Raw genomic sequence first — 20,820 nt, forward strand, 5'->3', positions numbered from 1 at the left:
TTATCTCGCTCTGTTTTCTTCTTCTGTCTTCTGCGTTTCTTTAACCTGATATTTTGAGCTACCCAGGGAATAATTAAGCGAGAAAACCAACCTGCTGCTATCCCACCAATGGGTAAAACGATTATCCATAATCTGCTTGTGCCGGAATTCCAGTCGTTGTTCGTAGGAATCCAGAAGATTATTAAAACCTATTTTTGTGTTCAGTTTATTATCAAACCATGACTTTTGTACTGATACATCTATAGTATATCTTGGCTTGATAATGTAAAGACTGTTCCCCGTTTTAGACTCATAATTGGCAAATAGATTTACGGTAAATCCTTTTGGAAGCGAAAATACCTGATTCAATCTTACTTCATAATTATAGATATTCAATGCAAAAACCTCATCCAGATAAGGTCTGAACTCATAGTTGTAATATCCTGCAATCTGGCTCGTGAGATTCCACCATTTTGTAATTCTGATTGGAAAACTTGTTTCCAGGACAGCAAAGTTCCGGTACGGAAGATTCGTTCCCAGATATTCTAAGACATTCGTTTCCGGATTGTACAGGGGATAACGTGTCATCACATCTTTTTCTTTTCCGAGTGTAAGGCTTGTAATCCAGTTTTTATAGCGGTAGGTTGCTTTGATCTGACTCGTAAAGGAAGGAAGAAGATAAGGATTTCCTATCCAGTAATTTAACGGACTGAAATAAAACCGGAACGGATTAAGCTGAGAGAAAACCGGTCTTGTTATTTTCCTGCTGTAAGAAAGTGAAAGTTCACTGGACTTATTAAAAGTATAATTTGCACTTAATGAAGGCAGCCATTTCAGATAGTTTCTTGCAACAACGGAATCCACGGTAATTGCATTAGAAATACTGTTTGTATTTTCAAATCTTAACCCTGCATTGATCTGTAAGTTACCTATTTTCTGTTTGTATGACAGATAGCCTGCCCAAATTTTTTCTTTATATGAAAACACATTGCTTCTCGCAGGATCAAAAACAAACTGGTTTCCGACAGACAATGTATCATACCTGATATTATTTTGAGTATTTGAATTACTGTATTTAACTCCTGCCTCAATATCTGCATTGTTAATTTTTTGAGAAGCATCTATCTGAGCAGTATAGATATTAATTTTGTTAAGTAGGTCAGATTTCCAATAAGATAAGAGATTCGCTGTAGCTTGATCTCTATTAATAAAATCATCATCCTGTTTATTTTTAACTGAAAGATAGTTTCCTAAAAAACTGAATTTAAATCCTTTGTTTTGAAAAGAATAATCGGTGGTAATTCCATAATTATTTTGTAAATAACGGGTGGGATTTTCACTGGCAGTATTCAATATTGTTTGGGTTTCATTTTTATCGGTAGTAAAAAGTGATCCGTTTCGTATACGATCATTATTCCTGAAATTCCCTCTCAGACTGATCCCCAGTCTGTTTTTATCATTCAGTCTGAAATCAGCTCCCATCTGAATATTGTACACCTTCCCGAAATCTTCCTGATACGTATGGGTACGCATAATATTGGTATTTGCCAGCCGCTGTAGAGCCTGATAACGATAGCTTGAAATACCTTCATTATAGCCCGCCTGAAGGCTGTATGTCACTTTTCCTGTATGATAAGATGTATTAAATGCATTCTCCCTGTAGTTGAATTTATTAATATACACATTGCTATTATAACTTGCTTTCCAACCGAGACTGGTATTTTTCTTTAATTTAATATCAATAATTCCTTTAAATTCGGCATCATATTTTGAAGACGGATTGGTATTTACTTCTATAGATTCTACCATTTCAGGTGATAAAGACCGTAAATACGCCTGTATTTCCTGATTACTCATCACAACAGGCTTGCCATCAATAAAAATTGCGGGAGTAATTCTTCCACCAATAAAAATTCCGTCTTCCTGATCTACCGTAACACCGGGTGTTTTTCTTAAAACGTCAAGAAGGTGAATAGAGGTTTTAAAATCTTTGTTTCCTGCAACAGATACAACCAGGTTTCCATCATTCAACTTCATCTTTCTAGGAACTGACTGAAGAATAATTTCTGAAATAGTTGTGGTGGCAGATTTTGTTTGGTTCAGAGAATCCGAAACATTCCTTTTTACAATTTCCTGTGCTTTCCCAAAAATGGAGAGAAATAACAGGAATAACAATAGCCACAATTTGATTATCATAAATTTTAAATTTTATGATACCAAAAGTATAGGCTTGTTGTAAAAAAGCGGTTTTGAAATTGAAATTCCGCAGTACTGAATTATAAATTTGAACTCTGAAACCTAGGCTCAGTAAGGGTTTGTGATTGTTTGTATAAAAGAGGGGTTGTATTTTTAATTTTCTTGAAAGTCGAAAAGAAAGTGGATTTGGAATTAAATCCTACCTCATAGCCTATCTCTTCAATCTTTAAATAAGACCCGTTTTCTATTTTCTCACAGGCTTCATTGATTCTGTATTCATTGATGCATGTAGAAAAACTTTTCCCTAAATTATCATTTAGCAGCTGGGAAAGCTGATGCGTAGACATATTCATTTTTACAGATAGGTCGCTCAATTTAAGGTTTGGATTTTTATACAGCTCTTCAGTACTCATCAATCTTTCTAACTTTGATACAAAACTGTCAGCCTGTTCTTCGGAAATTTTTTTATTGGAATATCTCTCTGTTTCTTTCACCGGAATCTGCTGATCTTTTTTATTGAATAAAATTAAAAAGTTAGCATACAGAACGAAGGAAAAGACTAAACTTCCACCTGCACAATAGATCTGCACCCAACCCGTTGAAATCAGCTGATAAGTCAAAAAGATAATCACATTGCTTATCAGAACCGGAAGGACAAATTTGTTAGTCTTTACAATATTCTGCTTCGAAAAAATATAATACTGATAAACCGTAAGACAAATAAATACCGACCAAACGGTGTATATAAAAGTTCCAAAATAATGATCCCATGTCACCGGAAAGACTAAATATAACAATCCAACAGTTCCCAAAAGAAGGGTTAAAAATCCAAAGGTCTTCCTGGATGAATTCAGATCAAACTGTTCCTGATAAAAGGAAGATTTAATATAATAGTATAAAGCAGGACCTGCAAAAAACAATGCAGCCATCCCCAAATGCGGAATAATCCTAGGTAATTCCGGATAAAAGTACATGCAAACTGCTATCCCAACTCTTATGCTTAACATTAAAAGCAAAACTCCCAGAAAGAAATCCTGCAAATTTTTCAGCCTTTTGACAAACAGCAGATAAATGCCAAGCAAAAGCCCATTGAAAGCACCCAATGCGCTGAAAAAAAATAGCATATGTTCTCCGAAAGTCATTGGATATTAATTTTTACAGTAGTAAATTTAATAAAATTATTATATCCGATTTTGTAAAATATCATAAAAAAATCCCAAAGCTAACTTTGGGATTTTTTTTATGATGAAAGCAAATATTATCTGCTTGCAATATCGATGTAGTTTCTTTCCTGAGCCCCTTGGTAAACCTGTCTTGGTCTTCCGATTGGGTCTCCTTTCAGTCTCATTTCTTTCCATTGAGAAATCCATCCCGGAAGTCTTCCTAATGCAAACATTACTGTAAACATTTCTGTAGGAATTCCTAACGCTCTGTAGATGATACCAGAATAGAAGTCTACGTTTGGATATAGTTTTCTTTCTACGAAGTACTCGTCTTCAAGAGCTACTCTTTCTAACTGCATTGCAATGTCAAGAGCTTTATCCTGGATACCTAATGCTGTAAGGATATCGTCAGCAGCTTTCTTGATGATTTTCGCTCTTGGGTCGAAGTTTTTGTAAACTCTGTGTCCGAATCCCATTAGACGGAAGTTATCAGCTTTATCTTTAGCTTTAGCAACATATTTAGATACATCACCACCATCTTTTTCGATCAATTCAAGCATTTCGATTACTGCCTGGTTAGCACCACCGTGAAGAGGTCCCCAAAGTGCAGATACCCCAGCAGAGATTGAAGCGAAAAGACCTGTATGAGCAGAACCTACCATTCTTACTGTAGAAGTAGAACAGTTTTGTTCGTGATCTGCGTGAAGGATTAATAATTTATCTAAAGCATTTACAACTACCGGATCGATTTCAAAATCAGCGTTTGGTAATCTGAATGCCATTTTGTAGAAGTTCTCTACGTAGTTTAGGTTGTTATCTCCGTGGTTTAATGGTAAACCTTGAGTTTTTCTGTAAGTCCAAGCACAAAGGTGAGAGAACTTAGCGATCATCAGCTCAGCTGCGTGATCCATTTCTTCTTTAGAGTTTACGTTAACTGCTTTCGGGTTGAAGGCTGTTAAAGCAGAAGTTAAAGAAGATAAAACTCCCATAGGGTGAGCAGAACGAGGAAAAACATCAATGATTTTTTTCATTTCGTCTGCGATGAAGTTATATTTTTTAATATTGTTGTCGAATGAAGTAAACTGATCCTGAGTAGGCAATTCTCCATGTAATAAAAGATACATTACTTCCGTGAAGTTAGATTTTTCAGCAATCTGCTCAATTGGATAACCTCTGTAGAATAATTCTCCTTTATCTCCGTCTAAGTAAGTGATGTCGCTAATAGTAGCTCCTGTATTTTTGTAACCTAAATCCAGAGTGATCAAACCTGTCTGGTCTCTTAATTTTGAAATATCAATCCCTCTGTCTCCGATAGTACTATCCACGATTGGATATTCATATGAATTACCGTCGTAATTCAATATTACTTTGTTGTCTGACATTATTTATTTATTTTTTTTAAATATACCACTTTCCATAAAATACGGCAAACTAAAAATTTCGCTTGCCGTTATTTATAAATTCGATTAATTATCTTTTGATTTTAAAAGCTTCCAATCCTGGGAAAATTGCAGTTTCGCCTAAAGCTTCTTCAATTCTCAATAATTGATTGTATTTAGCCATTCTGTCTGATCTTGAAGCTGAACCTGTTTTGATCTGTCCACAGTTCATTGCTACTGCTAAATCAGCGATTGTAGAATCTTCAGTTTCTCCTGATCTGTGAGACATTACTGAAGTGAATTTGTTGTTCTGAGCCATTTGTACGGCTGCCATTGTTTCAGAAAGAGAACCAATTTGGTTTACTTTTACAAGGATAGAGTTAGCAATATTTTCTTTTACTCCTCTGGATAGTCTTTCTACGTTGGTCACAAATAAATCATCTCCTACCAACTGTACTCTGTCACCGATTTTATCCGTTAACATTTTCCAACCTTCCCAGTCATTTTCCTGCATACCGTCTTCAATGGAAATGATTGGGTATTTTGCAGCCAGTTCTGCTAAGTAAGAAACCTGCTCGCTGCTTGAAAACTGAGCTGCATCCGGAGTCTGGAATTTTCTGTAATCATAAATTCCGTCTTTATAGAATTCTGAAGCCGCACAGTCTAGCGCTAACATGATGTCATCACCAGGTTTGTATCCTGCTTTTTCAATTGCCTGAAGCAAAGTATCCAAAGCATCTTCAGTTCCTTTGAAAGTAGGAGCAAAACCACCTTCGTCACCTACCGCAGTAGATAAACCTCTTGAATGAAGAATAGATTTAAGATTGTGGAAAATTTCAGTTCCTTTTCTCAATGCATGAGAGAAAGAATCTGCTTTTACCGGCATGATCATAAATTCCTGAAATGCGATAGGAGCATCTGAGTGAGATCCCCCATTAATTACATTCATCATTGGAACAGGAAGTGTGTTTGCATTCACTCCTCCTACATATTTATAAAGTGGCATTCCCAATTCTGCAGCTGCAGCTCTTGCTACGGCCAAAGAAACACCAAGAATAGCATTAGCACCTAGATTTCCTTTGTTAGCCGTTCCATCCAGATCAATCATAATCTGATCAATATAGTTTTGTTCAAAAACCGGCTGTCCCACTAAATTCTCTGCAATTACTTCTTTTACATTTTCAACAGCTTTCAGAACTCCTTTTCCCTGATATTCTGACCCACCGTCACGTAATTCTACCGCTTCGTGTTCTCCTGTAGATGCTCCTGAAGGTACAGCAGCACGGCCCATTGCCCCGCTTTCTGTAAATACATCTACTTCGATGGTAGGGTTACCTCTGGAATCTAAAATCTGTCTTGCTTCTATATAAGAAATTGCACTCATTTTTTATTTTTTTTAGTTTAGACAAATTTAATCAAAATTTAACTTTCAGGGGTATTTCGAGGGATTTTTTTGAAATAAATCCAAGTTAAATTTTAGTTAATTTATATTATGATAATTCTCTTTTGAAAAGAAATAAAAAACCTTTTTGAAAATTCACTTCAAAAAGGTTTTTATTCTAAGTTATGATGTAATTATTGAACTTTTTTTTCGTCAGGAGGATCTACAAAAACACTCTTCTTTTCAGAATCCAGTCCCCAGTTAAGACCCAAAAATGAAATAAGATTATCTTTTTCTCCGTAATTTTTTCCGAAGGCTGCATTAATATATACTTTATCAGAAACCTTATAGGCAATCAGACCACTGGAACGGAATGTATTTTCGATATCATTAATACGATAGATGTATTCATAAGAAATAGAAAATCTTTTATAAGTAAATTCTGCCTTCCCACCGAAATCATAATTTTTAGATCTAAGAAATGCCTGATTAGCATCCAGATTCGTTCCATCATCAAGATATCTGACTATTCCATAAAAATTAAGTCTTTTTTCTACATTAGGCTCATCATTTTTAGTAAAGTCAAATCCTGTGTTAAGTGTTAACCAAAACCCTAATTTTCCGAAGTGATTGTTTGAAAATTTATTATCAGAAAAAAAGGTACTGTAACCACCTGCAAAGTCTGCAGAAATGAGAGGAGGAGCTTCCAGGAGATTTCTATAATAATCTGCTTCTTTAGAGCTTTTATATTTTTCAGAAAATTTCTTTTTAAAACGTGCTTTACCTTTTTCAAAAATTTCAGCTCGTGCATCACCTCTAATATCTACTCTATTACATGAATCAGTTAAATCTTTGTGTTCTTTTGAATGTACCCAATCCTTATTAATATTACTTAATACATTTCTGAGTCTGGCATCATGAGCGAGAATTGAATCCTTGTTTTTCTTTGTCCGAACTCTTATCAAAGTACTTCTTACACTGAAAGCAAAGGACGGGTTTTTCATTTCATCGTCTTTGCCTAATGACAAATCTCTTACGAATCCTAATGAAAAAGATGCTTTTTTAACTTCACTGAAAGCATTCCATTTATGCTTTACTTCATTTTCACCTACCTTCACAGTACTATATCCGGCATATTTAGAGGAATTCATATTACTTGATGGCAATAACCAGAATGGAGTAACTTCAAAGGCATAGCTATCCGGAATTCCCTCACTTTTTTTAAATGAATTCACCAAACTTAATACAAGTGCTTTTTTTGATTTAACAATTTCAAGTTCTGATGGAGAAACTCCTAAAAGTACAACTGATGGTGCCGTTGTAATTTCTAACTCTTTCAATTCGATATCAATATCTTTTTTTTGCTGTGCATAAAAGATCACAGGAAAGAGAATCAGTATGAGAATATAGTTTTTCATAAGGTAATGTGTTCTATAGTTATAAATTTCACCGAACTAATCCTATCATCACTATCCAAATCCTTACTAGTTCTTTTTTTAAAAGGCTGTAAAGGTCCAATTACATTAAGAACAGAGTAAGTAATCTGCGTTTGTTGAATTGCATTATCCAAATTTTTCTTAGGAATACCTTCAAACGAAAATTCATGATTAATTTCAATGGTTTTTCCTTTGAGATCTTTAAAGGTTCCTATCTTTTCCCTTTTCTCATATTCAAATTCTTTTACATCAGGAATGGTAACGAGAGTATTACAGGTAGCTGTTGTTGATACCGTGATTTCTAAAAATACATCCTGATTATCTTCCAGATCAAATTTTAAAGTTTTTGATGATTTTAAAGCTTTCATGACATGGTTTTTTAAGTTATTTTATTTTCTAGGTGTAGGAGATAAAAGCCCCGCTAAAGCTCCTATAGCTCCTGATGAAATGGTAGCAAAAATGGTGACCAGCTGATTATCTTTAGCTGCACCATCATTCCAGTAAGCAATAAGAATAAGTCCTGCTATAATGGTAATTACTGCCAGCCCAAGCATAATCACTATAATTCTGTAGATCCAATAATCTGTGTCTTTGGGATTTCTTATTTGCACATCTTTCATAGCTTCTACAGGATTGATTTTAAATTTTTCCTGAAGATCAGTGTTATTTTTTAAAGCAGCTTCTAAATCTCCAATACTGTCATTAATAAGAGTTTTCATGGCTTTTGGTTTTTATATATCAAATTTCCCTCTTAAAAACACACCAGTCAATTACACAAAAGGGTAATTTCTATACTATTATTTTAAAAATCAGGCAGGTTCCAGGGTTTTTGGATGAAATATTACATTCACCTGATAGCTCATTCATTCTTCTTTTCATATTTCTGAGACCATTCCCTTCTTTTTGGCCATCCGGAATACCGATTCCGTTATCAGATATTTTCATGGAAAAGTTATTTTTCTCCTGTGAAAATGAAAGTTTCAAGGTATCTGCATGGCTATGTTTATAAACATTATTCACGGCTTCTTTTAAACAGAGAAAAAGATTACGCCTCATTTCAGTAGAAATAGAAGTTTCTGCCACGATATCTTCACATTGTGAAAGCAATACTATTTTTGTTTTCTTTAGAAAATTCCCGGTATATGACATGGCATAATCAATGAAACTGCCTAATGTATCATTTCCTGAATTCAGACTCCAAAGCATTTCACGCATAGAAATATTCATTTCTTCAGACGTTTTCAGAAGTTCATCAATATCACTCTGCAACTCCTCACCTTCTGCTCTCTGTTTTAAAAATTCTGCCTGAAGTTTCAATGCAGAAATTCCTGCTCCCAGATCATCATGCATATCGTGGGAGATACGTTCGCGTTCCTGTTCGAGAACTTTTTGTTTTTCGAGTTCTTTCTGTAAGAGCTGGTTTTGATGTTCAGCTTCTTTGAGCTGCTGTTCTTTCAGATACAGAAGCTGCTTTCTATTATACATTAATACTACGAAAATAATGAAGCCTACAAAGAACAACATTATGATAGAAGCAAGTATGTAAGTAAACTTAAATTCTTCTGGAAGTTGGTTCATTATTAACAAATATTAGTCCTACTAGAAATAAAAGATACGTTACTATATTAATTAAAGAAAAAACTGATATTAAGAAATTCAGTAAGCCAGAATCATTTTTTTGAAGAAAATACATTGGAATAGCTCTGAAAATAAAAACTACAGACCAAATTAAAATTGCAGAACTTATCCAAAATAAAAAATCACTTACAATAGTCTTTTCATTTACATTTTTCAGTTTAAAAATATACCATGATATTGAAATAAAAATAAAAAAGACAGGAAGACTTATAATGGAAATAAATTCTAATTTCTCAACATTCTGGATTTGTGATTTGTAAAAAATAAAGGAAATTAAAGTTATTGAAAGTAGAAAATTCAAAACTCTAAAAACTTTATTCTTTATACTCATTTGATATATACAACCAAAATAAAGTATTGACAAAATAATATAAATTGTAAACAGTATATTCCTATTAAATTTTATCAAAGTATACATATTTACAGGAATAATATCTATCAATATGACCATCAATAGATATAAAAAAAAATAAAATTGTTGTTTGGACTTATCTTTAATTAATCCAATATATAATGAATAAACAAAACTTATCAAAACAACAATTTCGTAAACTAAATTCAGAATCATGGACACTGATTTGGACAGAGAGAATTCATATCATAATCTGAAACATTATCCACAACCTTATTACTTTCATCAATAGAATCAAAAACTACTGTTAACTGATTAGGTGAATAAGCTCTATCAATTAACTTTTTGACTTCTAATGAAGACACCTCAATTTCACCATTTTCAATACCATAAGTTTCAAGCTCTCTTATTTCAGCTGCCTCCAAAGTACTTGCTAGACAAACATTGATTGTAACAATTTTATTATCATTATGGTATTTATTATAAAGTAGAATCTTAGAATAATACGCTAATAACTCTATTCTGGGGATCATTACAAAACTTGTATATCCCTCCCCTGTAGTTATTGTACCCCCAACTAGTGACTGAAATAAAGCTTTAAATTTTTCCTTTACCACATCAAGGTCTCCTTTTCTTACATGAACTTGATTATATGATGAATATATTGCATTATACTCATTTAATTCAGTTCTATCTAATGCTCTTGAATACATTAGGCACAAAGAATTTTCAAATCCACTCAACTGAGAATAACTACCACTAAACTCATCCTTATAATGAGTAAAATGTATCCTAATGTGATTGTAAGTATCTTTGTCATTCTCTACAACCCACAGCATATCTTCCAAATTGTCTAAACTTAAAGTGTAAATTTCTTTAAAGCCAACACTTTTACCTATAAAGACGGGAGCAATACTTAGTTTAAATTTTTCTTTCATTCTATCAGCTATTAATCTTGGTATTTTTATCATTTCTGTACCAAAATTTCTCGCCTTAGATAAAGACATTTGAGATGATGCCATTCTTTCTGTTTCTTTTGTGTCCATGATTTCTTAGTTTTTAAAATTGTTAAATTTATTAATAGCCTCCACTTTATTGTTTACGTGAAGTTTTCTGTAGATATTTCCGACATGCTTTTTCACCGTATCAATACTGATGCATTTCTTGTCCGCAATTTCTTTGTAAAGAAGTCCCTCTGAAAGAAGTTCAAGAATTTCCTTTTCGCGCTCTGTAAGTTCATCGAAACCTTTAATTTCCGGGAGTTTTCTTTCAAAATGTTTGAGAACTTTTCGGGCAATGGAAAAACTCATAGGCGCTCCACCCTGGTATACATCCCGGATAGAAGAGAGGATTTTGTCCATACTTTCTCCTTTTACAAGATAGCCCATCGCACCGGCTTTTAAAGAATTAAAGATCTTTTCATCGTCATCAAAGCTGGTACACATAATGAACTGTGTATTGGGCATTTCTTTTCGCAGCTTTTCTATGATTTCAATCCCGAGCATGTCCTGCAACTGGATATCCATCATCACGACATCGGGGGAAATAGCAGGAAGGTTTTGCATGGCATCATTTCCATCAAAGAACTGAGCAATTACCTTCATATCCTGTTGGTAATTGATTACTTTCTTCAACGCATTGTTGTAGTTTTTTTCGTCTTCTACTATGGCGATGGAAATACTCATGACTTTCTTTGTTTGTAGCAAATTTCAACAGAAAATAAATTGAAATCAATTACACCTTTGGGTGATATTGACACTTGAGTTGACAATGGTGGTTTAGTCTTTTTAGTTTTACTAAATTTAATCAATTTTTCATTTAAAAACCAATATTAATTTAAATTAATATCAACATAATAAAACAAATGATAAACATATGATAATTTAATATTTGAAAATCAGATATTAATACAAGAAAAATTCATTTCTTTGGAACAGGTACTGAATGAATTTTTATTTATCAGATAATATTCATTTCATTTTTGGCGTTACCTTCTGGGAAATCACTTTATTTTAAAGAGAAAAAGAAGAAAAATATATTTCAAAATCAACAGAAATTTCTCATATTGTCAGGCATGATTTTTGTAAAATTTAAAAAATAAAAATCATCGTAACTAACAAATAATATAATCATGAAAAAAAGTCTTTTAGCACTAGGTGCTGTACTTGCATTAACAGTTATCAGCTGTAAAAAAAATGAGAGCGGAAACAAAAGTGTTATCAAAACAGATTCCTCAGAAACTCTGGTTACAGACAACAACGGAAAAATAGATTCGATAACACAAGGTTCTTCAACAGTAGATGTAAACGGGCAGAAAATTGTAAAAACAGATTTTGTTTATAAAGCTACAGATGGAACGTTAGTAAAAGTCGTATTCAAAAACGATCCGAAAGAAAGTACAGTAGCCATTACCAGCAATAAGAAAACTTTTACATTACCTAAGACGGAAACCAAAGGTGATGAAACAATTTACAAGAAAGATGATATGACAGCAAGGGTAAAAGGAGACAGCCTTCACCTAGAGCAGGGTAATAATATTATTGAATTGAAAAGAACAAAGATCTAAAATAGCAATGTCTCTCTATATTGAGGGACATTTTAGTTGATGACTGCTCAGATTATTCTGAATTATTTAAAAAATAAAAAAGCCATCCGGAATCCGGATGGCTTTTTTTATATATCTGAATGAATATTATTCTTCAGTTTTTTCTTCAGTAGTATCAGCTTTAGCTTCTTCTACTTTCTCTTCTACTGCAGGTGCTTCAGCTACTACAGCTTCAGCTTTTTTAGGTGCAGCAGTTGATCTTCTGCTTCTTCTTGTAGCTTTTTTCTCTTCAGCATTAGGGTTGTAAAGCTCGTTGAAATCTACTAATTCGATAAGAGCAGTATCAGCAGCATCACCTGGTCTGAATCCTGTCTTGATGATTCTTGTATAACCACCGTTTCTTTCAGCGATTTTAGGAGCTACAGTTCTGAATAATTCAGCAACCGCAAATTTATTTTGAAGGTAAGAGAATACTACTCTTCTGTTGTGTGTAGTATCTTCTTTTGCTTTTGTTAATAGAGGCTCAACATATACTCTTAAAGCTTTAGCTTTAGCTACAGTAGTGTTGATTCTTTTATGCTCAATTAGAGAACAAGCCATATTAGAAAGTAAAGCACTTCTGTGAGAAGCTGTTCTTCCTAAGTGATTGAATTTTTTACCGTGTCTCATTATTAATTATTTATCAGCGTCTAACTTATATTTTGCAACGTCGAAACCGAAGTTAAGACCTTTTGAATGCACTAATTCTTCTAGTTCTGTCAAAGATTTTTTACCAAAATTTCTGAATTTCATCAAATCAGACTTACTGTAAGAAACCAATTCTCCAAGAGTTTCTACTTCAGCTGCTTTTAGACAGTTAAGGGCTCTTACAGAAAGATCCATATCTGCTAATTTAGACTTAAGAAGTTGTCTTGTGTGAAGAGTTTCTTCATCGTACTGGATAGATGCTTTTACAGCTTCAGTTTCAAGCGTGATTCTCTCATCAGAGAATAGCATGAAGTGATAAATTAATATCTTAGAAGCTTCAGTTAAAGCATTCTGAGGGCTGATAGACCCATCAGTTTCTATATCTAATACAAGTTTTTCGTAGTCTGTTTTTTGCTCTACACGATAATTTTCAATGCTATATTGTACTTTCTTGATCGGCGTAAAAATAGAGTCGATAGCAATAGTTCCTACAGGAGCATTGTTTGACTTATTCTGTTCAGAAGGCACATACCCTCTACCTTTTTCAATATTGAAAGTAATTTCGAAAGTTACATCACTGTTTAGGTTGCAAATCACTAAATCCGGGTTTAAAACCTCAAATCCATTGATAGACTTTCCTAAATCACCAGCAGTAATAACCGTCTGACCTGAAACTTTAGCAACAACCTGCTCGTTAGCCTGGCCTTCTGCTGCAGCTTTTAATCTTACCTGCTTAAGGTTAAGAATAATTTCGGTAACGTCTTCGATTACTCCTGGAATAGTTGAAAATTCGTGCTCTACACCTTCTATTTTGATAGATGAAATAGCGTATCCTTCCAGAGAAGAAAGCAACACTCTTCTCAAAGCATTACCGATTGTAAGCCCGAAACCTGGTTCTAAAGGTCTGAATTCGAATTGACCTTTAAATTCATCAGAGTTAAGTAAAATTACTTTATCGGGTTTTATGAATTGTAAAATTGCCATATTATTGGGTTGAGCAAAAATTTGATTAAAAAATTATTTAGAGTAAAGTTCCACGATAAGGTTCTCCTTAATGTCCTCCGGAATCTGGATTCTTTCAGGAGCAGAAATGAAAGTACCTTCTTTCTTCTCATCGTTGAATTGTAACCACTCATAGTTTGACTTAGAAGCCAATGCATTGGTAACAACTTCAAGAGACTTAGACTTTTCTCTTACAGTGATTACATCACCAGCTTTTACCAAGTAAGAAGGGATATTAAGAATTTCTCCGTTCACAGTGATGTGTCTGTGAGAAACCAATTGTCTTGCACCTGATCTAGTTTTAGCAAAACCTAATCTGTACACTACGTTATCCAATCTTGATTCACAAAGTTGTAATAGAACTTCACCTGTTACTCCTTTGCTTCTGTGTGCTTTTTCAAATAAGTTAGCAAACTGTCTTTCTAAAATACCGTAAGTATATTTAGCTTTTTGTTTTTCAGCTAACTGAACTGCATATTCTGATTTTTTAGCACCTCTTCTTTTGTTAGGACCGTGTTGTCCTGGCGGTTGGTTCTTTCTTTTTTCGAAGTTTTTATCATCTCCGTAGATTGCAGCACCAAACTTTCTAGCAATCTTAGTTTTAGGTCCAATATATCTTGCCATAATGGGTAAATTCTAAAAATTAAACTCTTCTTCTTTTTGGTGGTCTACATCCATTGTGCGGCATTGGAGTCACATCAATGATTTCGCTAACTTCAATTCCTGAATTGTGAATAGATCTGATTGCAGATTCTCTACCTGCACCTGGACCTTTCACAAACACCTTTACTCTTCTTAATCCAGCTTCATGAGCTACAGCAGAGCAATTTTCAGCTGCCATTTGAGCAGCAAAAGGAGTGTTCTTTTTAGAACCTCTGAATCCCATTTTACCGGCAGATGCCCAAGAGATAACCTCTCCACTTTTATTTGTTAAAGAAATGATGATGTTATTGAAAGAAGCTTGAATATGTGCTTCACCAATAGCTTCAACTTTTACTTTTCTTTTTTTAACTACTTTACTTTGTTTTGCCATAATTCCTAACGATTATTTACTTGCCTTTTTCTTGTTAGCAACTGTTTTTCTCTTTCCTTTACGGGTTCTAGAGTTGTTTTTCGTTCTCTGGCCTCTTAAAGGTAATCCTAGTCTGTGACGTATTCCTCGTTGGCATCCTATGTCCATCAATCTCTTGATGTTCAATTGCACTTCAGATCTTAACTCTCCTTCTACTTTAACGTTTTCAGAGATATATGTTCTGATTGCAGCCAATTCATCGTCATTCCATTCGTTGACTTTCTTGTCTTCGCTGATACCGGCAGCTTTAAGGATTTCAGAAGAAGTACTTCTTCCTACTCCATAGATGTAAGTTAAACCGATAACACCTCTTTTGTTTTTTGGTAAATCAATACCTGCAATTCTCGCCATAATTTAATGTTAGCCTTGTCTTTGTTTAAATTTTGGGTTCTTCTTGTTGATTACGAACAGTACACCTTTTCTGCGTACGATTTTGCAATCAGCGCTTCTTTTTTTAATTGATGCTCTTACTTTCATTTTGATAGTATTTATTTTTTACAAATTGCCAAATGGAATGAGAATTCCATTTGGCTAATTGTTTTAATATCTAAATGTGATCCTCCCTTTTGTTAAATCATAGGGAGACATTTCTAGTTTTACCTTATCACCAGGTAAAAGTTTAATATAGTGCATTCGCATTTTACCGGAAATATGAGCGATAAGAATATGCCCATTTTCAAGTTCTACACGGAACTGAGCGTTCGAAAGTGCTTCCGTTATAACGCCGTCTTGTTCAATATGTTTTTGTTTTGCCATAAATTAATATCCAGTCGTTCTAGACAGTTTAGACTGCATTAAGCCATCATAATGATGATTCAGCAGATATGTATTAATCTGTTGAACAGTATCTAAAATTACACCCACCATAATTAATAGTGACGTTCCCCCGAAAAATAGGGCAAACGCATCTGTCTGAACAAAGCTTCCATGCACAATTGCTGGAAGGACTGCAAAGATAGATAAAAAAATTGCACCTGGCAAGGTAATTTTTGATAAAATATCATCTAAGTAATCTGCTGTCTCTTTCCCTGGTCTTACTTTCGGTACTAAACCTCCATTTCTCTTCAAATCATCAGCCATCTGGTTTACCGGAATTGTAATTGCAGTATAGAAAAACGAGAAGATAATAATTAATAGCGCAAACAATACATTGTACTGCCAGCTAAAAACATTCTTGAAACCTGCAAGAAAAGTGTTAGACTCATCGAATTTTGTTAATAATCCTGGTACGAACATCAATGCCTGAGCAAAGATAATCGGCATTACACCAGCAGCATTTACTTTCAATGGAATCCACTGTCTTGCGCCCTGCATAAGATTCTTGTTTACACCTCCTCTTGCTTGAGCTCTGCTTACATACTGAATTGGAATTTTTCTAACAGCCACAGATAAAATCACGGCTAGAAGAACAACTACCATCCAGAATAATACTTCAATAAGGATCATGATAGATCCCATTCCTCCTTTTCCGTTCTGCACGGCCATTTCCTGTACGAATGCTTCAGGTAATCTTGAAAGAATCCCCACCATAATAAGGATAGAGATACCATTTCCGATACCTTTGTCGGTGATTTTCTCACCTAACCACATTGCGAATACTGAACCAGCAACCAGGATAACAATACTTGGTAACCAGAACATGATAGAATTTGGCTCTACAAAATATGCAGATTGGAACTGAGCATACGGTAAGAATAATTGAGTAATAGAAGTTAAATAAGAAGGTGCCTGTACCAGACAAACTCCAATTGTTAACCATCTTGTAATTTGGTTCAATGTATTTCTACCTGACTCTCCATCTTTCTGAAGCTTCTGAAGATAAGGAATAGCCATTCCCATCAACTGAACAATAATAGAAGCAGAAATATAAGGCATAATTCCCAACGCCATTACGGAAGCGTGGCTGAAAGCTCCCCCCGTAAACGACGAAAGCAAGCCAAGGAGACCTGCTCCTTGCTTGTTACCGCCTTGATTTTTATAATGCTCTAAGAGATCTCCCACCTCTGCAAGGTTAATTGCAGGAAGTGAGATATAAGATGCGAATCTATACACAAGGATAATACCTAACGTAAAGAGAATTTTATCTCTTAACTCCTTTAGGCTCCATATATTTTTAAGTGTTTGTATAAATTCTTTCATTAGTAAGTATTATAAGGTAATTGCTTTTCCACCTGCTTTAGCAATAAGCTCTTCAGCAGATTTAGTGAATTTGTCAGCAGAGATTGAAACCGCAGATTTCAATTCTCCTCTACCCATAATTTTCACTAATTCGTTTTTAGAAACTATCCCGTTTTCTACTAAAACTTCTTTCGTGATATCTCCAGTGATGGATTTGTTCTCGATTAAAGTCTGAATAGTATCAAGGTTAACTCCTCTAAACTCTTTTCTGTTTACGTTTTTGAATCCGAATTTAGGTAATCTTCTTTGTAAAGGCATCTGTCCACCTTCAAAACCGATTTTCTGAGAATAACCAGCTCTAGCTTTCTGACCTTTGTGTCCTTTTGTTGAAGTACCTCCTTTTCCACTACCTTGACCTCTACCAATTCTTTTTGAGTTGAAAGTAGATCCTGCAGCAGGTTGTATATTGTTTAAATTCATTTTAATTTCTCTTTTATAAAATTATTTTTGAACTTCTAGTAAGTGACCTACAGCAGCTATCATTCCTAAAATAGAAGGAGTAGCTTCGTGTTCTACAACTTGGTGAAGTTTTTTTAATCCTAATGCTTCAAGCGTTCTCTTTTGGGTTTTTGTTCTACCAATAGCGCTTCTTACTTGCTTTACTTTAATTGTTGCCATTGTTTTAATTATTAACCGTTAAACACTTTACTTAGAGAAACTCCTCTCATTCTAGCGATCTCTTCAGGTCTTCTGATATCCAATAACGCTTTGAAAGTAGCTTTCACCACGTTGTGAGGGTTAGAAGATCCTTTAGATTTTGAAAGGATATCGTGAATACCAGCAGATTCCAATACCGCTCTTACCGCACCACCGGCGATAAGTCCTGTACCGTGAGAAGCAGGTCTTAAGAAGATATCTGCACCACCGTATCTAGCAGTAGTTTGGTGAGGAATAGTATGGTTCATTACAGGAACTTTCACAAGGTTTTTCTTAGCGTCTTCAACTGCTTTAGCAATTGCAGAAGCAACCTCTTTAGATTTTCCTAAACCAAAACCGATAATACCTTCTTCATTACCTACTACAACAATAGCAGAAAATCCGAAAGCTCTACCTCCTTTAGTTACTTTTGTTACTCTGTTAACAGCTACGAGACGATCTTTTAATTCTAATCCTCCCGGTTTTACTCTTTCTATATTATCTAGTCCTAACATATTTTCCGAAATTTAATGATTAGAATTTAAGTCCTCCTTCTCTCGCACCATCAGCTAGAGCTTTTACTCTACCGTGATATACGAAACCGTTTCTGTCAAATACAATACTTTCAATTCCTGCAGCAATAGCTTTAGCAGCGATAGCTTTACCAACAGCAGCAGAAACTTCAGTCTTAGTACCTTTAGCGTCTACACCTTTTTCTCTAGAAGAAGCTGATGCTAAAGTTTTACCATTTTTATCGTCGATTAACTGAGCGTAAATTTCCTTATTACTTTTGTATACAGATAATCTTGGCAATTCAGAAGATCCAGAGATTTTCCCTCTTACTCTTCTTTTGATTCTTATTCTTTTTTCTAATTTACTTAATGCCATAATACTTATAATTTATTAAGCAGATTTACCAGCTTTACGTCTAACAATTTCTCCTACGAATTTCACACCTTTTCCTTTGTATGGCTCAGGCTTTCTGAAAGAACGGATCTTTGCAGTAACCATTCCTAGAAGTTGCTTGTCGTGAGACGTTAAAGTAATAATTGGGTTTTTACCTTTTTCAGTCAATGTATCAACTTTTACTTCACTTGGAAGTTCTAATACGATACCGTGAGAGAATCCTAAAGCTAACTCAAGTTTTTGACCTGCGTGAGAAGCTCTGTATCCTACCCCTACTAGTTCTAGTTTCTTTTCGAAACCTTCTGATACACCTACGATCATGTTGGCGATCAACGCTCTGTATAAACCGTGAAGCGCTTTGTGTTGTTTAGAATCAGATGGTCTGTTTACATTAAGCTCACCATCTTTTTGTTCTAAAGTAATTCCTGCTGTAAGCTCCTGAGAAAGTTCTCCTTTCGCTCCTTTTACAGTTACTACACCGTTATTTTCAGTGATTGTAACTCCAGCTGGAATTGTTATAATTGCTTTACCAATTCTTGACATTTTCCTCTGATTAAAAATTAATAAACATAGCAGATTACTTCACCGCCTACTTTCTCTTCTCTAGCTTTCTTGTCAGTCATTACTCCTTTAGAAGTAGAGATGATAGAAATACCCAAACCGTTTAGTACTCTTGGAAGTTCAGTAGAACCTTTGTACTGTCTCAAACCTGGTCTAGAAGCTCTTTGAATAGACTTAATAGCAGGTTTGTTAGTTTGCTTATCGTACTTTAAAGCGATTTTGATCACTCCTTGAACAGCGTTATCTTCAAACTTGAAGTTTAAGATATACCCTTGATCAAATAGGATCTTAGTAATCTCCTTTTTGATTTTCGATGCAGGAATTTCCACCACTTTGTGGCCTGCGCTTTGTGCGTTCCTTACTCTTGTTAGGAAATCTGAAATTGGATCTGTTACCATTTTTCTTTTATAAATTATTGGTTAAAGAACAATCAGTATTGAAAAGACTTGAAGAGAAAAATATCAGACTTCAGAAAACCTCAGTCTGATATTATTGTTCTTTAGTATCCTGACAACTTAATTGTCCCGATTTTTAATTAGTAATTATTACCAACTAGCTTTTCTTACACCTGGGATAAGACCGTTGTTAGCCATTTCTCTGAAAGTTACTCTGGAAATACCAAACGTTCTCATATATCCTCTTGGTCTACCTGTTAGTTTACATCTGTTGTGTAATCTTACAGGAGAAGCATTTTTAGGCAATTTTTGAAGTCCTTCGTAATCACCAGCTTCTTTAAGAGCTTGTCTTTTAGCAGCGTATTTAGCAACTAGTGCTTCTCTTTTGCGCTCACGCGCTTTCATTGATTCTTTAGCCATTTCTTAGTTCTTTTTAAATGGTAAACCGAAGTGAGTTAATAATGCTTTAGCTTCTTTATCTGTTTTCGCAGTAGTTACGAAAGTGATGTCCATCCCTTGGATTTTTTTCACTTTGTCAATTACGATTTCAGGGAAGATAATTTGCTCAGTAATACCTAAGTTGTAGTTACCTCTACCATCGAAACCATCTGCTTTGATACCAGAGAAATCTCTGATACGTGGTAAAGCAGAAGAAGTAAGTCTGTCTAAGAACTCATACATTCTCTGAGCTCTCAATGTTACTTTTGCTCCTACAGGCATTCCTTTTCTTAGTTTGAATGCAGCTTCATCTTTCTTAGAGATTGTACCTACTGCTTTCTGACCTGTAATGTTTGTTAATTCTTCTACAGCATAATCAATGATTTTCTTATCTGCAGTAGCATCTCCTAAACCTTGTGATACAACAATTTTCTCTAATCTAGGTACTTGCATGATAGACTTGTACCCAAATTCTTCCATCATTGCAGGAACAATTTGCTCTTTGTATATTTTTTTGGGTCTTGCTATAAATTCCATGTTAATTCAAATTATAAAGTTTCACCCGTTTTTTTGTTAACTCTCACTTTCTTATCTCCTTCGATTTTGTAACCGATTTTGATAGCTTTTCCGTCTTTACCAACTAAAGCTACGTTTGAGATATGAATAGAAGCTTCCTTTTCAGTAATTCCTCCTTGAGGATTTGAAGCTGAAGGCTTAACGTGTTTTTTAACGATGTTAAGTCCTGCAACGATTACTCTAGGGTCTTTTCCTTCTTTCTTAATCACTTCAATAACTTCACCAGTCTTACCTTTGATATCTTTCTTACCAGTAGTAATGATTACGTTATCTCCTCTTTTTATTTTTAACTTTGACATT

28 protein-coding genes are annotated in these 20,820 nt (G+C 34.5%); 1 reads left to right on the forward strand and 27 read right to left on the reverse strand.

Annotation, left to right across the window (positions count from 1 at the left end):
- From FW780_RS12305 to FW780_RS12350, 10 genes are all read right to left on the reverse strand, one after another.
- On the reverse strand, positions 1-2,175 hold the full coding sequence (locus tag FW780_RS12305; protein ID WP_149833899.1) for a TonB-dependent receptor domain-containing protein: 2,175 nt from the start codon (positions 2,173-2,175) through the stop codon (positions 1-3).
- Between the two features lie 80 nt (positions 2,176-2,255).
- Positions 2,256-3,317 carry a helix-turn-helix domain-containing protein gene (locus FW780_RS12310; RefSeq protein WP_149833900.1) on the reverse strand — a complete coding sequence of 354 codons (1,062 nt, stop codon included), beginning with the start codon at positions 3,315-3,317 and terminating at the stop codon, positions 2,256-2,258.
- 116 nt (positions 3,318-3,433) lie between these two features.
- Complete coding sequence (locus FW780_RS12315) at positions 3,434-4,720, reverse strand: citrate synthase (RefSeq protein WP_047427632.1); 1,287 nt, start codon at positions 4,718-4,720, stop codon at positions 3,434-3,436.
- A gap of 88 nt (positions 4,721-4,808) precedes the next feature.
- Positions 4,809-6,101 (reverse strand): phosphopyruvate hydratase, encoded by a 1,293-nt coding sequence (gene eno, locus FW780_RS12320; protein ID WP_047422421.1) that lies wholly within the window; start codon positions 6,099-6,101, stop codon positions 4,809-4,811.
- A 191-nt stretch (positions 6,102-6,292) separates the two neighbouring features.
- Positions 6,293-7,516: a hypothetical protein gene (locus FW780_RS12325; RefSeq protein ID WP_149833901.1), complete on the reverse strand. Its 1,224-nt coding sequence runs from the start codon at positions 7,514-7,516 to the stop codon at positions 6,293-6,295.
- Complete coding sequence (locus FW780_RS12330) at positions 7,513-7,902, reverse strand: hypothetical protein (RefSeq protein WP_149833902.1); 390 nt, start codon at positions 7,900-7,902, stop codon at positions 7,513-7,515. Before FW780_RS12330 ends, FW780_RS12325 begins: the two co-directional genes overlap by 4 nt.
- Before the next feature lie 21 nt (positions 7,903-7,923).
- Entirely contained in the window at positions 7,924-8,253 is a 330-nt protein-coding gene (locus FW780_RS12335; RefSeq protein ID WP_149833903.1) for a hypothetical protein, read from the reverse strand.
- Positions 8,254-8,323: 70 nt separating this feature from the next.
- Complete coding sequence (locus FW780_RS12340; protein WP_149833904.1) at positions 8,324-9,112, reverse strand: sensor histidine kinase; 789 nt, start codon at positions 9,110-9,112, stop codon at positions 8,324-8,326.
- A 624-nt stretch (positions 9,113-9,736) separates the two neighbouring features.
- A complete protein-coding gene (locus tag FW780_RS12345) occupies positions 9,737-10,570 on the reverse strand; it encodes a hypothetical protein (protein WP_149833905.1) in 834 nt (277 codons plus the stop codon).
- Positions 10,571-10,576: 6 nt separating this feature from the next.
- Positions 10,577-11,209 carry a response regulator gene (locus FW780_RS12350; protein ID WP_149833906.1) on the reverse strand — a complete coding sequence of 211 codons (633 nt, stop codon included), beginning with the start codon at positions 11,207-11,209 and terminating at the stop codon, positions 10,577-10,579.
- A gap of 446 nt (positions 11,210-11,655) precedes the next feature.
- Here FW780_RS12350 and FW780_RS12355 point away from each other — a divergent pair, with 446 nt between their 5' ends.
- Positions 11,656-12,090, forward strand: coding sequence for a hypothetical protein (locus FW780_RS12355; protein ID WP_149833907.1), 435 nt, complete (start codon positions 11,656-11,658; stop codon positions 12,088-12,090).
- Positions 12,091-12,216: 126 nt separating this feature from the next.
- Here the strand turns inward: FW780_RS12355 and rplQ are convergent, their stop codons facing one another.
- From rplQ to rplX, 17 genes are all read right to left on the reverse strand, one after another.
- Positions 12,217-12,738: a 50S ribosomal protein L17 gene (gene rplQ / locus FW780_RS12360; RefSeq protein WP_027371704.1), complete on the reverse strand. Its 522-nt coding sequence runs from the start codon at positions 12,736-12,738 to the stop codon at positions 12,217-12,219.
- 6 nt (positions 12,739-12,744) lie between these two features.
- Entirely contained in the window at positions 12,745-13,740 is a 996-nt protein-coding gene (locus FW780_RS12365; RefSeq protein ID WP_047376582.1) for a DNA-directed RNA polymerase subunit alpha, read from the reverse strand.
- Positions 13,741-13,773: 33 nt separating this feature from the next.
- The gene (rpsD, locus tag FW780_RS12370) at positions 13,774-14,382 is read right to left on the reverse strand and encodes a 30S ribosomal protein S4 (protein WP_047096812.1); all 609 of its coding nucleotides are present in this window, start codon (positions 14,380-14,382) and stop codon (positions 13,774-13,776) included.
- Between the two features lie 19 nt (positions 14,383-14,401).
- Positions 14,402-14,791, reverse strand: coding sequence for a 30S ribosomal protein S11 (gene rpsK / locus FW780_RS12375; protein WP_047376581.1), 390 nt, complete (start codon positions 14,789-14,791; stop codon positions 14,402-14,404).
- Positions 14,792-14,803: 12 nt separating this feature from the next.
- Positions 14,804-15,181: a 30S ribosomal protein S13 gene (rpsM, locus tag FW780_RS12380; protein WP_002983260.1), complete on the reverse strand. Its 378-nt coding sequence runs from the start codon at positions 15,179-15,181 to the stop codon at positions 14,804-14,806.
- 9 nt (positions 15,182-15,190) lie between these two features.
- Entirely contained in the window at positions 15,191-15,307 is a 117-nt protein-coding gene (rpmJ, locus tag FW780_RS12385; protein WP_007839480.1) for a 50S ribosomal protein L36, read from the reverse strand.
- Between the two features lie 63 nt (positions 15,308-15,370).
- Positions 15,371-15,586 (reverse strand): translation initiation factor IF-1, encoded by a 216-nt coding sequence (infA, locus tag FW780_RS12390; RefSeq protein ID WP_034684855.1) that lies wholly within the window; start codon positions 15,584-15,586, stop codon positions 15,371-15,373.
- A gap of 3 nt (positions 15,587-15,589) precedes the next feature.
- The gene (gene secY, locus FW780_RS12395) at positions 15,590-16,969 is read right to left on the reverse strand and encodes a preprotein translocase subunit SecY (protein WP_047376580.1); all 1,380 of its coding nucleotides are present in this window, start codon (positions 16,967-16,969) and stop codon (positions 15,590-15,592) included.
- A gap of 9 nt (positions 16,970-16,978) precedes the next feature.
- Complete coding sequence (rplO, locus tag FW780_RS12400; RefSeq protein WP_089692683.1) at positions 16,979-17,428, reverse strand: 50S ribosomal protein L15; 450 nt, start codon at positions 17,426-17,428, stop codon at positions 16,979-16,981.
- Between the two features lie 21 nt (positions 17,429-17,449).
- A complete protein-coding gene (rpmD, locus tag FW780_RS12405) occupies positions 17,450-17,626 on the reverse strand; it encodes a 50S ribosomal protein L30 (protein WP_027371710.1) in 177 nt (58 codons plus the stop codon).
- Between the two features lie 11 nt (positions 17,627-17,637).
- Positions 17,638-18,159 (reverse strand): 30S ribosomal protein S5, encoded by a 522-nt coding sequence (gene rpsE / locus FW780_RS12410; RefSeq protein ID WP_045491132.1) that lies wholly within the window; start codon positions 18,157-18,159, stop codon positions 17,638-17,640.
- Positions 18,160-18,178: 19 nt separating this feature from the next.
- Complete coding sequence (gene rplR / locus FW780_RS12415) at positions 18,179-18,532, reverse strand: 50S ribosomal protein L18 (RefSeq protein WP_034694689.1); 354 nt, start codon at positions 18,530-18,532, stop codon at positions 18,179-18,181.
- Positions 18,533-18,547: 15 nt separating this feature from the next.
- Positions 18,548-19,093, reverse strand: a complete 546-nt coding sequence (rplF, locus tag FW780_RS12420) for a 50S ribosomal protein L6 (protein WP_129038319.1) — start codon at positions 19,091-19,093, stop codon at positions 18,548-18,550.
- A 17-nt stretch (positions 19,094-19,110) separates the two neighbouring features.
- Positions 19,111-19,509, reverse strand: coding sequence for a 30S ribosomal protein S8 (gene rpsH, locus FW780_RS12425; protein WP_047376575.1), 399 nt, complete (start codon positions 19,507-19,509; stop codon positions 19,111-19,113).
- A gap of 147 nt (positions 19,510-19,656) precedes the next feature.
- The gene (gene rpsN, locus FW780_RS12430) at positions 19,657-19,926 is read right to left on the reverse strand and encodes a 30S ribosomal protein S14 (RefSeq protein ID WP_002983233.1); all 270 of its coding nucleotides are present in this window, start codon (positions 19,924-19,926) and stop codon (positions 19,657-19,659) included.
- Between the two features lie 3 nt (positions 19,927-19,929).
- Positions 19,930-20,481 (reverse strand): 50S ribosomal protein L5, encoded by a 552-nt coding sequence (gene rplE / locus FW780_RS12435; RefSeq protein ID WP_047422408.1) that lies wholly within the window; start codon positions 20,479-20,481, stop codon positions 19,930-19,932.
- A gap of 11 nt (positions 20,482-20,492) precedes the next feature.
- A complete protein-coding gene (gene rplX / locus FW780_RS12440; RefSeq protein ID WP_047376572.1) occupies positions 20,493-20,819 on the reverse strand; it encodes a 50S ribosomal protein L24 in 327 nt (108 codons plus the stop codon).
- Position 20,820: the final 1 nt, after the last annotated feature.

The organism is Chryseobacterium sediminis (assembly GCF_008386505.1).
GTDB lineage: Bacteria > Bacteroidota > Bacteroidia > Flavobacteriales > Weeksellaceae > Chryseobacterium > Chryseobacterium sediminis.

Coding starts and splice junctions, on each gene's coding strand:
- FW780_RS12315 (WP_047427632.1), bottom strand. CDS start 4,720: ATGTCAGACAACAAAGTAATATTGAATTACGACGGTAATTCATATGAA.
- FW780_RS12365 (WP_047376582.1), bottom strand. CDS start 13,740: ATGGCAATTTTACAATTCATAAAACCCGATAAAGTAATTTTACTTAAC.
- eno (WP_047422421.1), bottom strand. CDS start 6,101: ATGAGTGCAATTTCTTATATAGAAGCAAGACAGATTTTAGATTCCAGA.
- rpsH (WP_047376575.1), bottom strand. CDS start 19,509: ATGGTAACAGATCCAATTTCAGATTTCCTAACAAGAGTAAGGAACGCA.
- rpmD (WP_027371710.1), bottom strand. CDS start 17,626: ATGGCAACAATTAAAGTAAAGCAAGTAAGAAGCGCTATTGGTAGAACA.
- FW780_RS12345 (WP_149833905.1), bottom strand. CDS start 10,570: ATGGACACAAAAGAAACAGAAAGAATGGCATCATCTCAAATGTCTTTA.
- FW780_RS12305 (WP_149833899.1), bottom strand. CDS start 2,175: ATGATAATCAAATTGTGGCTATTGTTATTCCTGTTATTTCTCTCCATT.
- FW780_RS12355 (WP_149833907.1), top strand. CDS start 11,656: ATGAAAAAAAGTCTTTTAGCACTAGGTGCTGTACTTGCATTAACAGTT.
- rpsD (WP_047096812.1), bottom strand. CDS start 14,382: ATGGCAAGATATATTGGACCTAAAACTAAGATTGCTAGAAAGTTTGGT.
- rpmJ (WP_007839480.1), bottom strand. CDS start 15,307: ATGAAAGTAAGAGCATCAATTAAAAAAAGAAGCGCTGATTGCAAAATC.
- rplQ (WP_027371704.1), bottom strand. CDS start 12,738: ATGAGACACGGTAAAAAATTCAATCACTTAGGAAGAACAGCTTCTCAC.
- rplO (WP_089692683.1), bottom strand. CDS start 17,428: ATGAATTTAAACAATATACAACCTGCTGCAGGATCTACTTTCAACTCA.
- FW780_RS12350 (WP_149833906.1), bottom strand. CDS start 11,209: ATGAGTATTTCCATCGCCATAGTAGAAGACGAAAAAAACTACAACAAT.
- infA (WP_034684855.1), bottom strand. CDS start 15,586: ATGGCAAAACAAAAACATATTGAACAAGACGGCGTTATAACGGAAGCA.
- secY (WP_047376580.1), bottom strand. CDS start 16,969: ATGAAAGAATTTATACAAACACTTAAAAATATATGGAGCCTAAAGGAG.
- FW780_RS12330 (WP_149833902.1), bottom strand. CDS start 7,902: ATGAAAGCTTTAAAATCATCAAAAACTTTAAAATTTGATCTGGAAGAT.
- rplX (WP_047376572.1), bottom strand. CDS start 20,819: ATGTCAAAGTTAAAAATAAAAAGAGGAGATAACGTAATCATTACTACT.
- FW780_RS12310 (WP_149833900.1), bottom strand. CDS start 3,317: ATGACTTTCGGAGAACATATGCTATTTTTTTTCAGCGCATTGGGTGCT.
- FW780_RS12325 (WP_149833901.1), bottom strand. CDS start 7,516: ATGAAAAACTATATTCTCATACTGATTCTCTTTCCTGTGATCTTTTAT.
- rplR (WP_034694689.1), bottom strand. CDS start 18,532: ATGGCATTAAGTAAATTAGAAAAAAGAATAAGAATCAAAAGAAGAGTA.
- rpsE (WP_045491132.1), bottom strand. CDS start 18,159: ATGTTAGGACTAGATAATATAGAAAGAGTAAAACCGGGAGGATTAGAA.
- FW780_RS12335 (WP_149833903.1), bottom strand. CDS start 8,253: ATGAAAACTCTTATTAATGACAGTATTGGAGATTTAGAAGCTGCTTTA.
- rpsK (WP_047376581.1), bottom strand. CDS start 14,791: ATGGCAAAACAAAGTAAAGTAGTTAAAAAAAGAAAAGTAAAAGTTGAA.
- rpsN (WP_002983233.1), bottom strand. CDS start 19,926: ATGGCTAAAGAATCAATGAAAGCGCGTGAGCGCAAAAGAGAAGCACTA.
- rplE (WP_047422408.1), bottom strand. CDS start 20,481: ATGGAATTTATAGCAAGACCCAAAAAAATATACAAAGAGCAAATTGTT.
- rpsM (WP_002983260.1), bottom strand. CDS start 15,181: ATGGCGAGAATTGCAGGTATTGATTTACCAAAAAACAAAAGAGGTGTT.
- FW780_RS12340 (WP_149833904.1), bottom strand. CDS start 9,112: ATGAACCAACTTCCAGAAGAATTTAAGTTTACTTACATACTTGCTTCT.
- rplF (WP_129038319.1), bottom strand. CDS start 19,093: ATGTCAAGAATTGGTAAAGCAATTATAACAATTCCAGCTGGAGTTACA.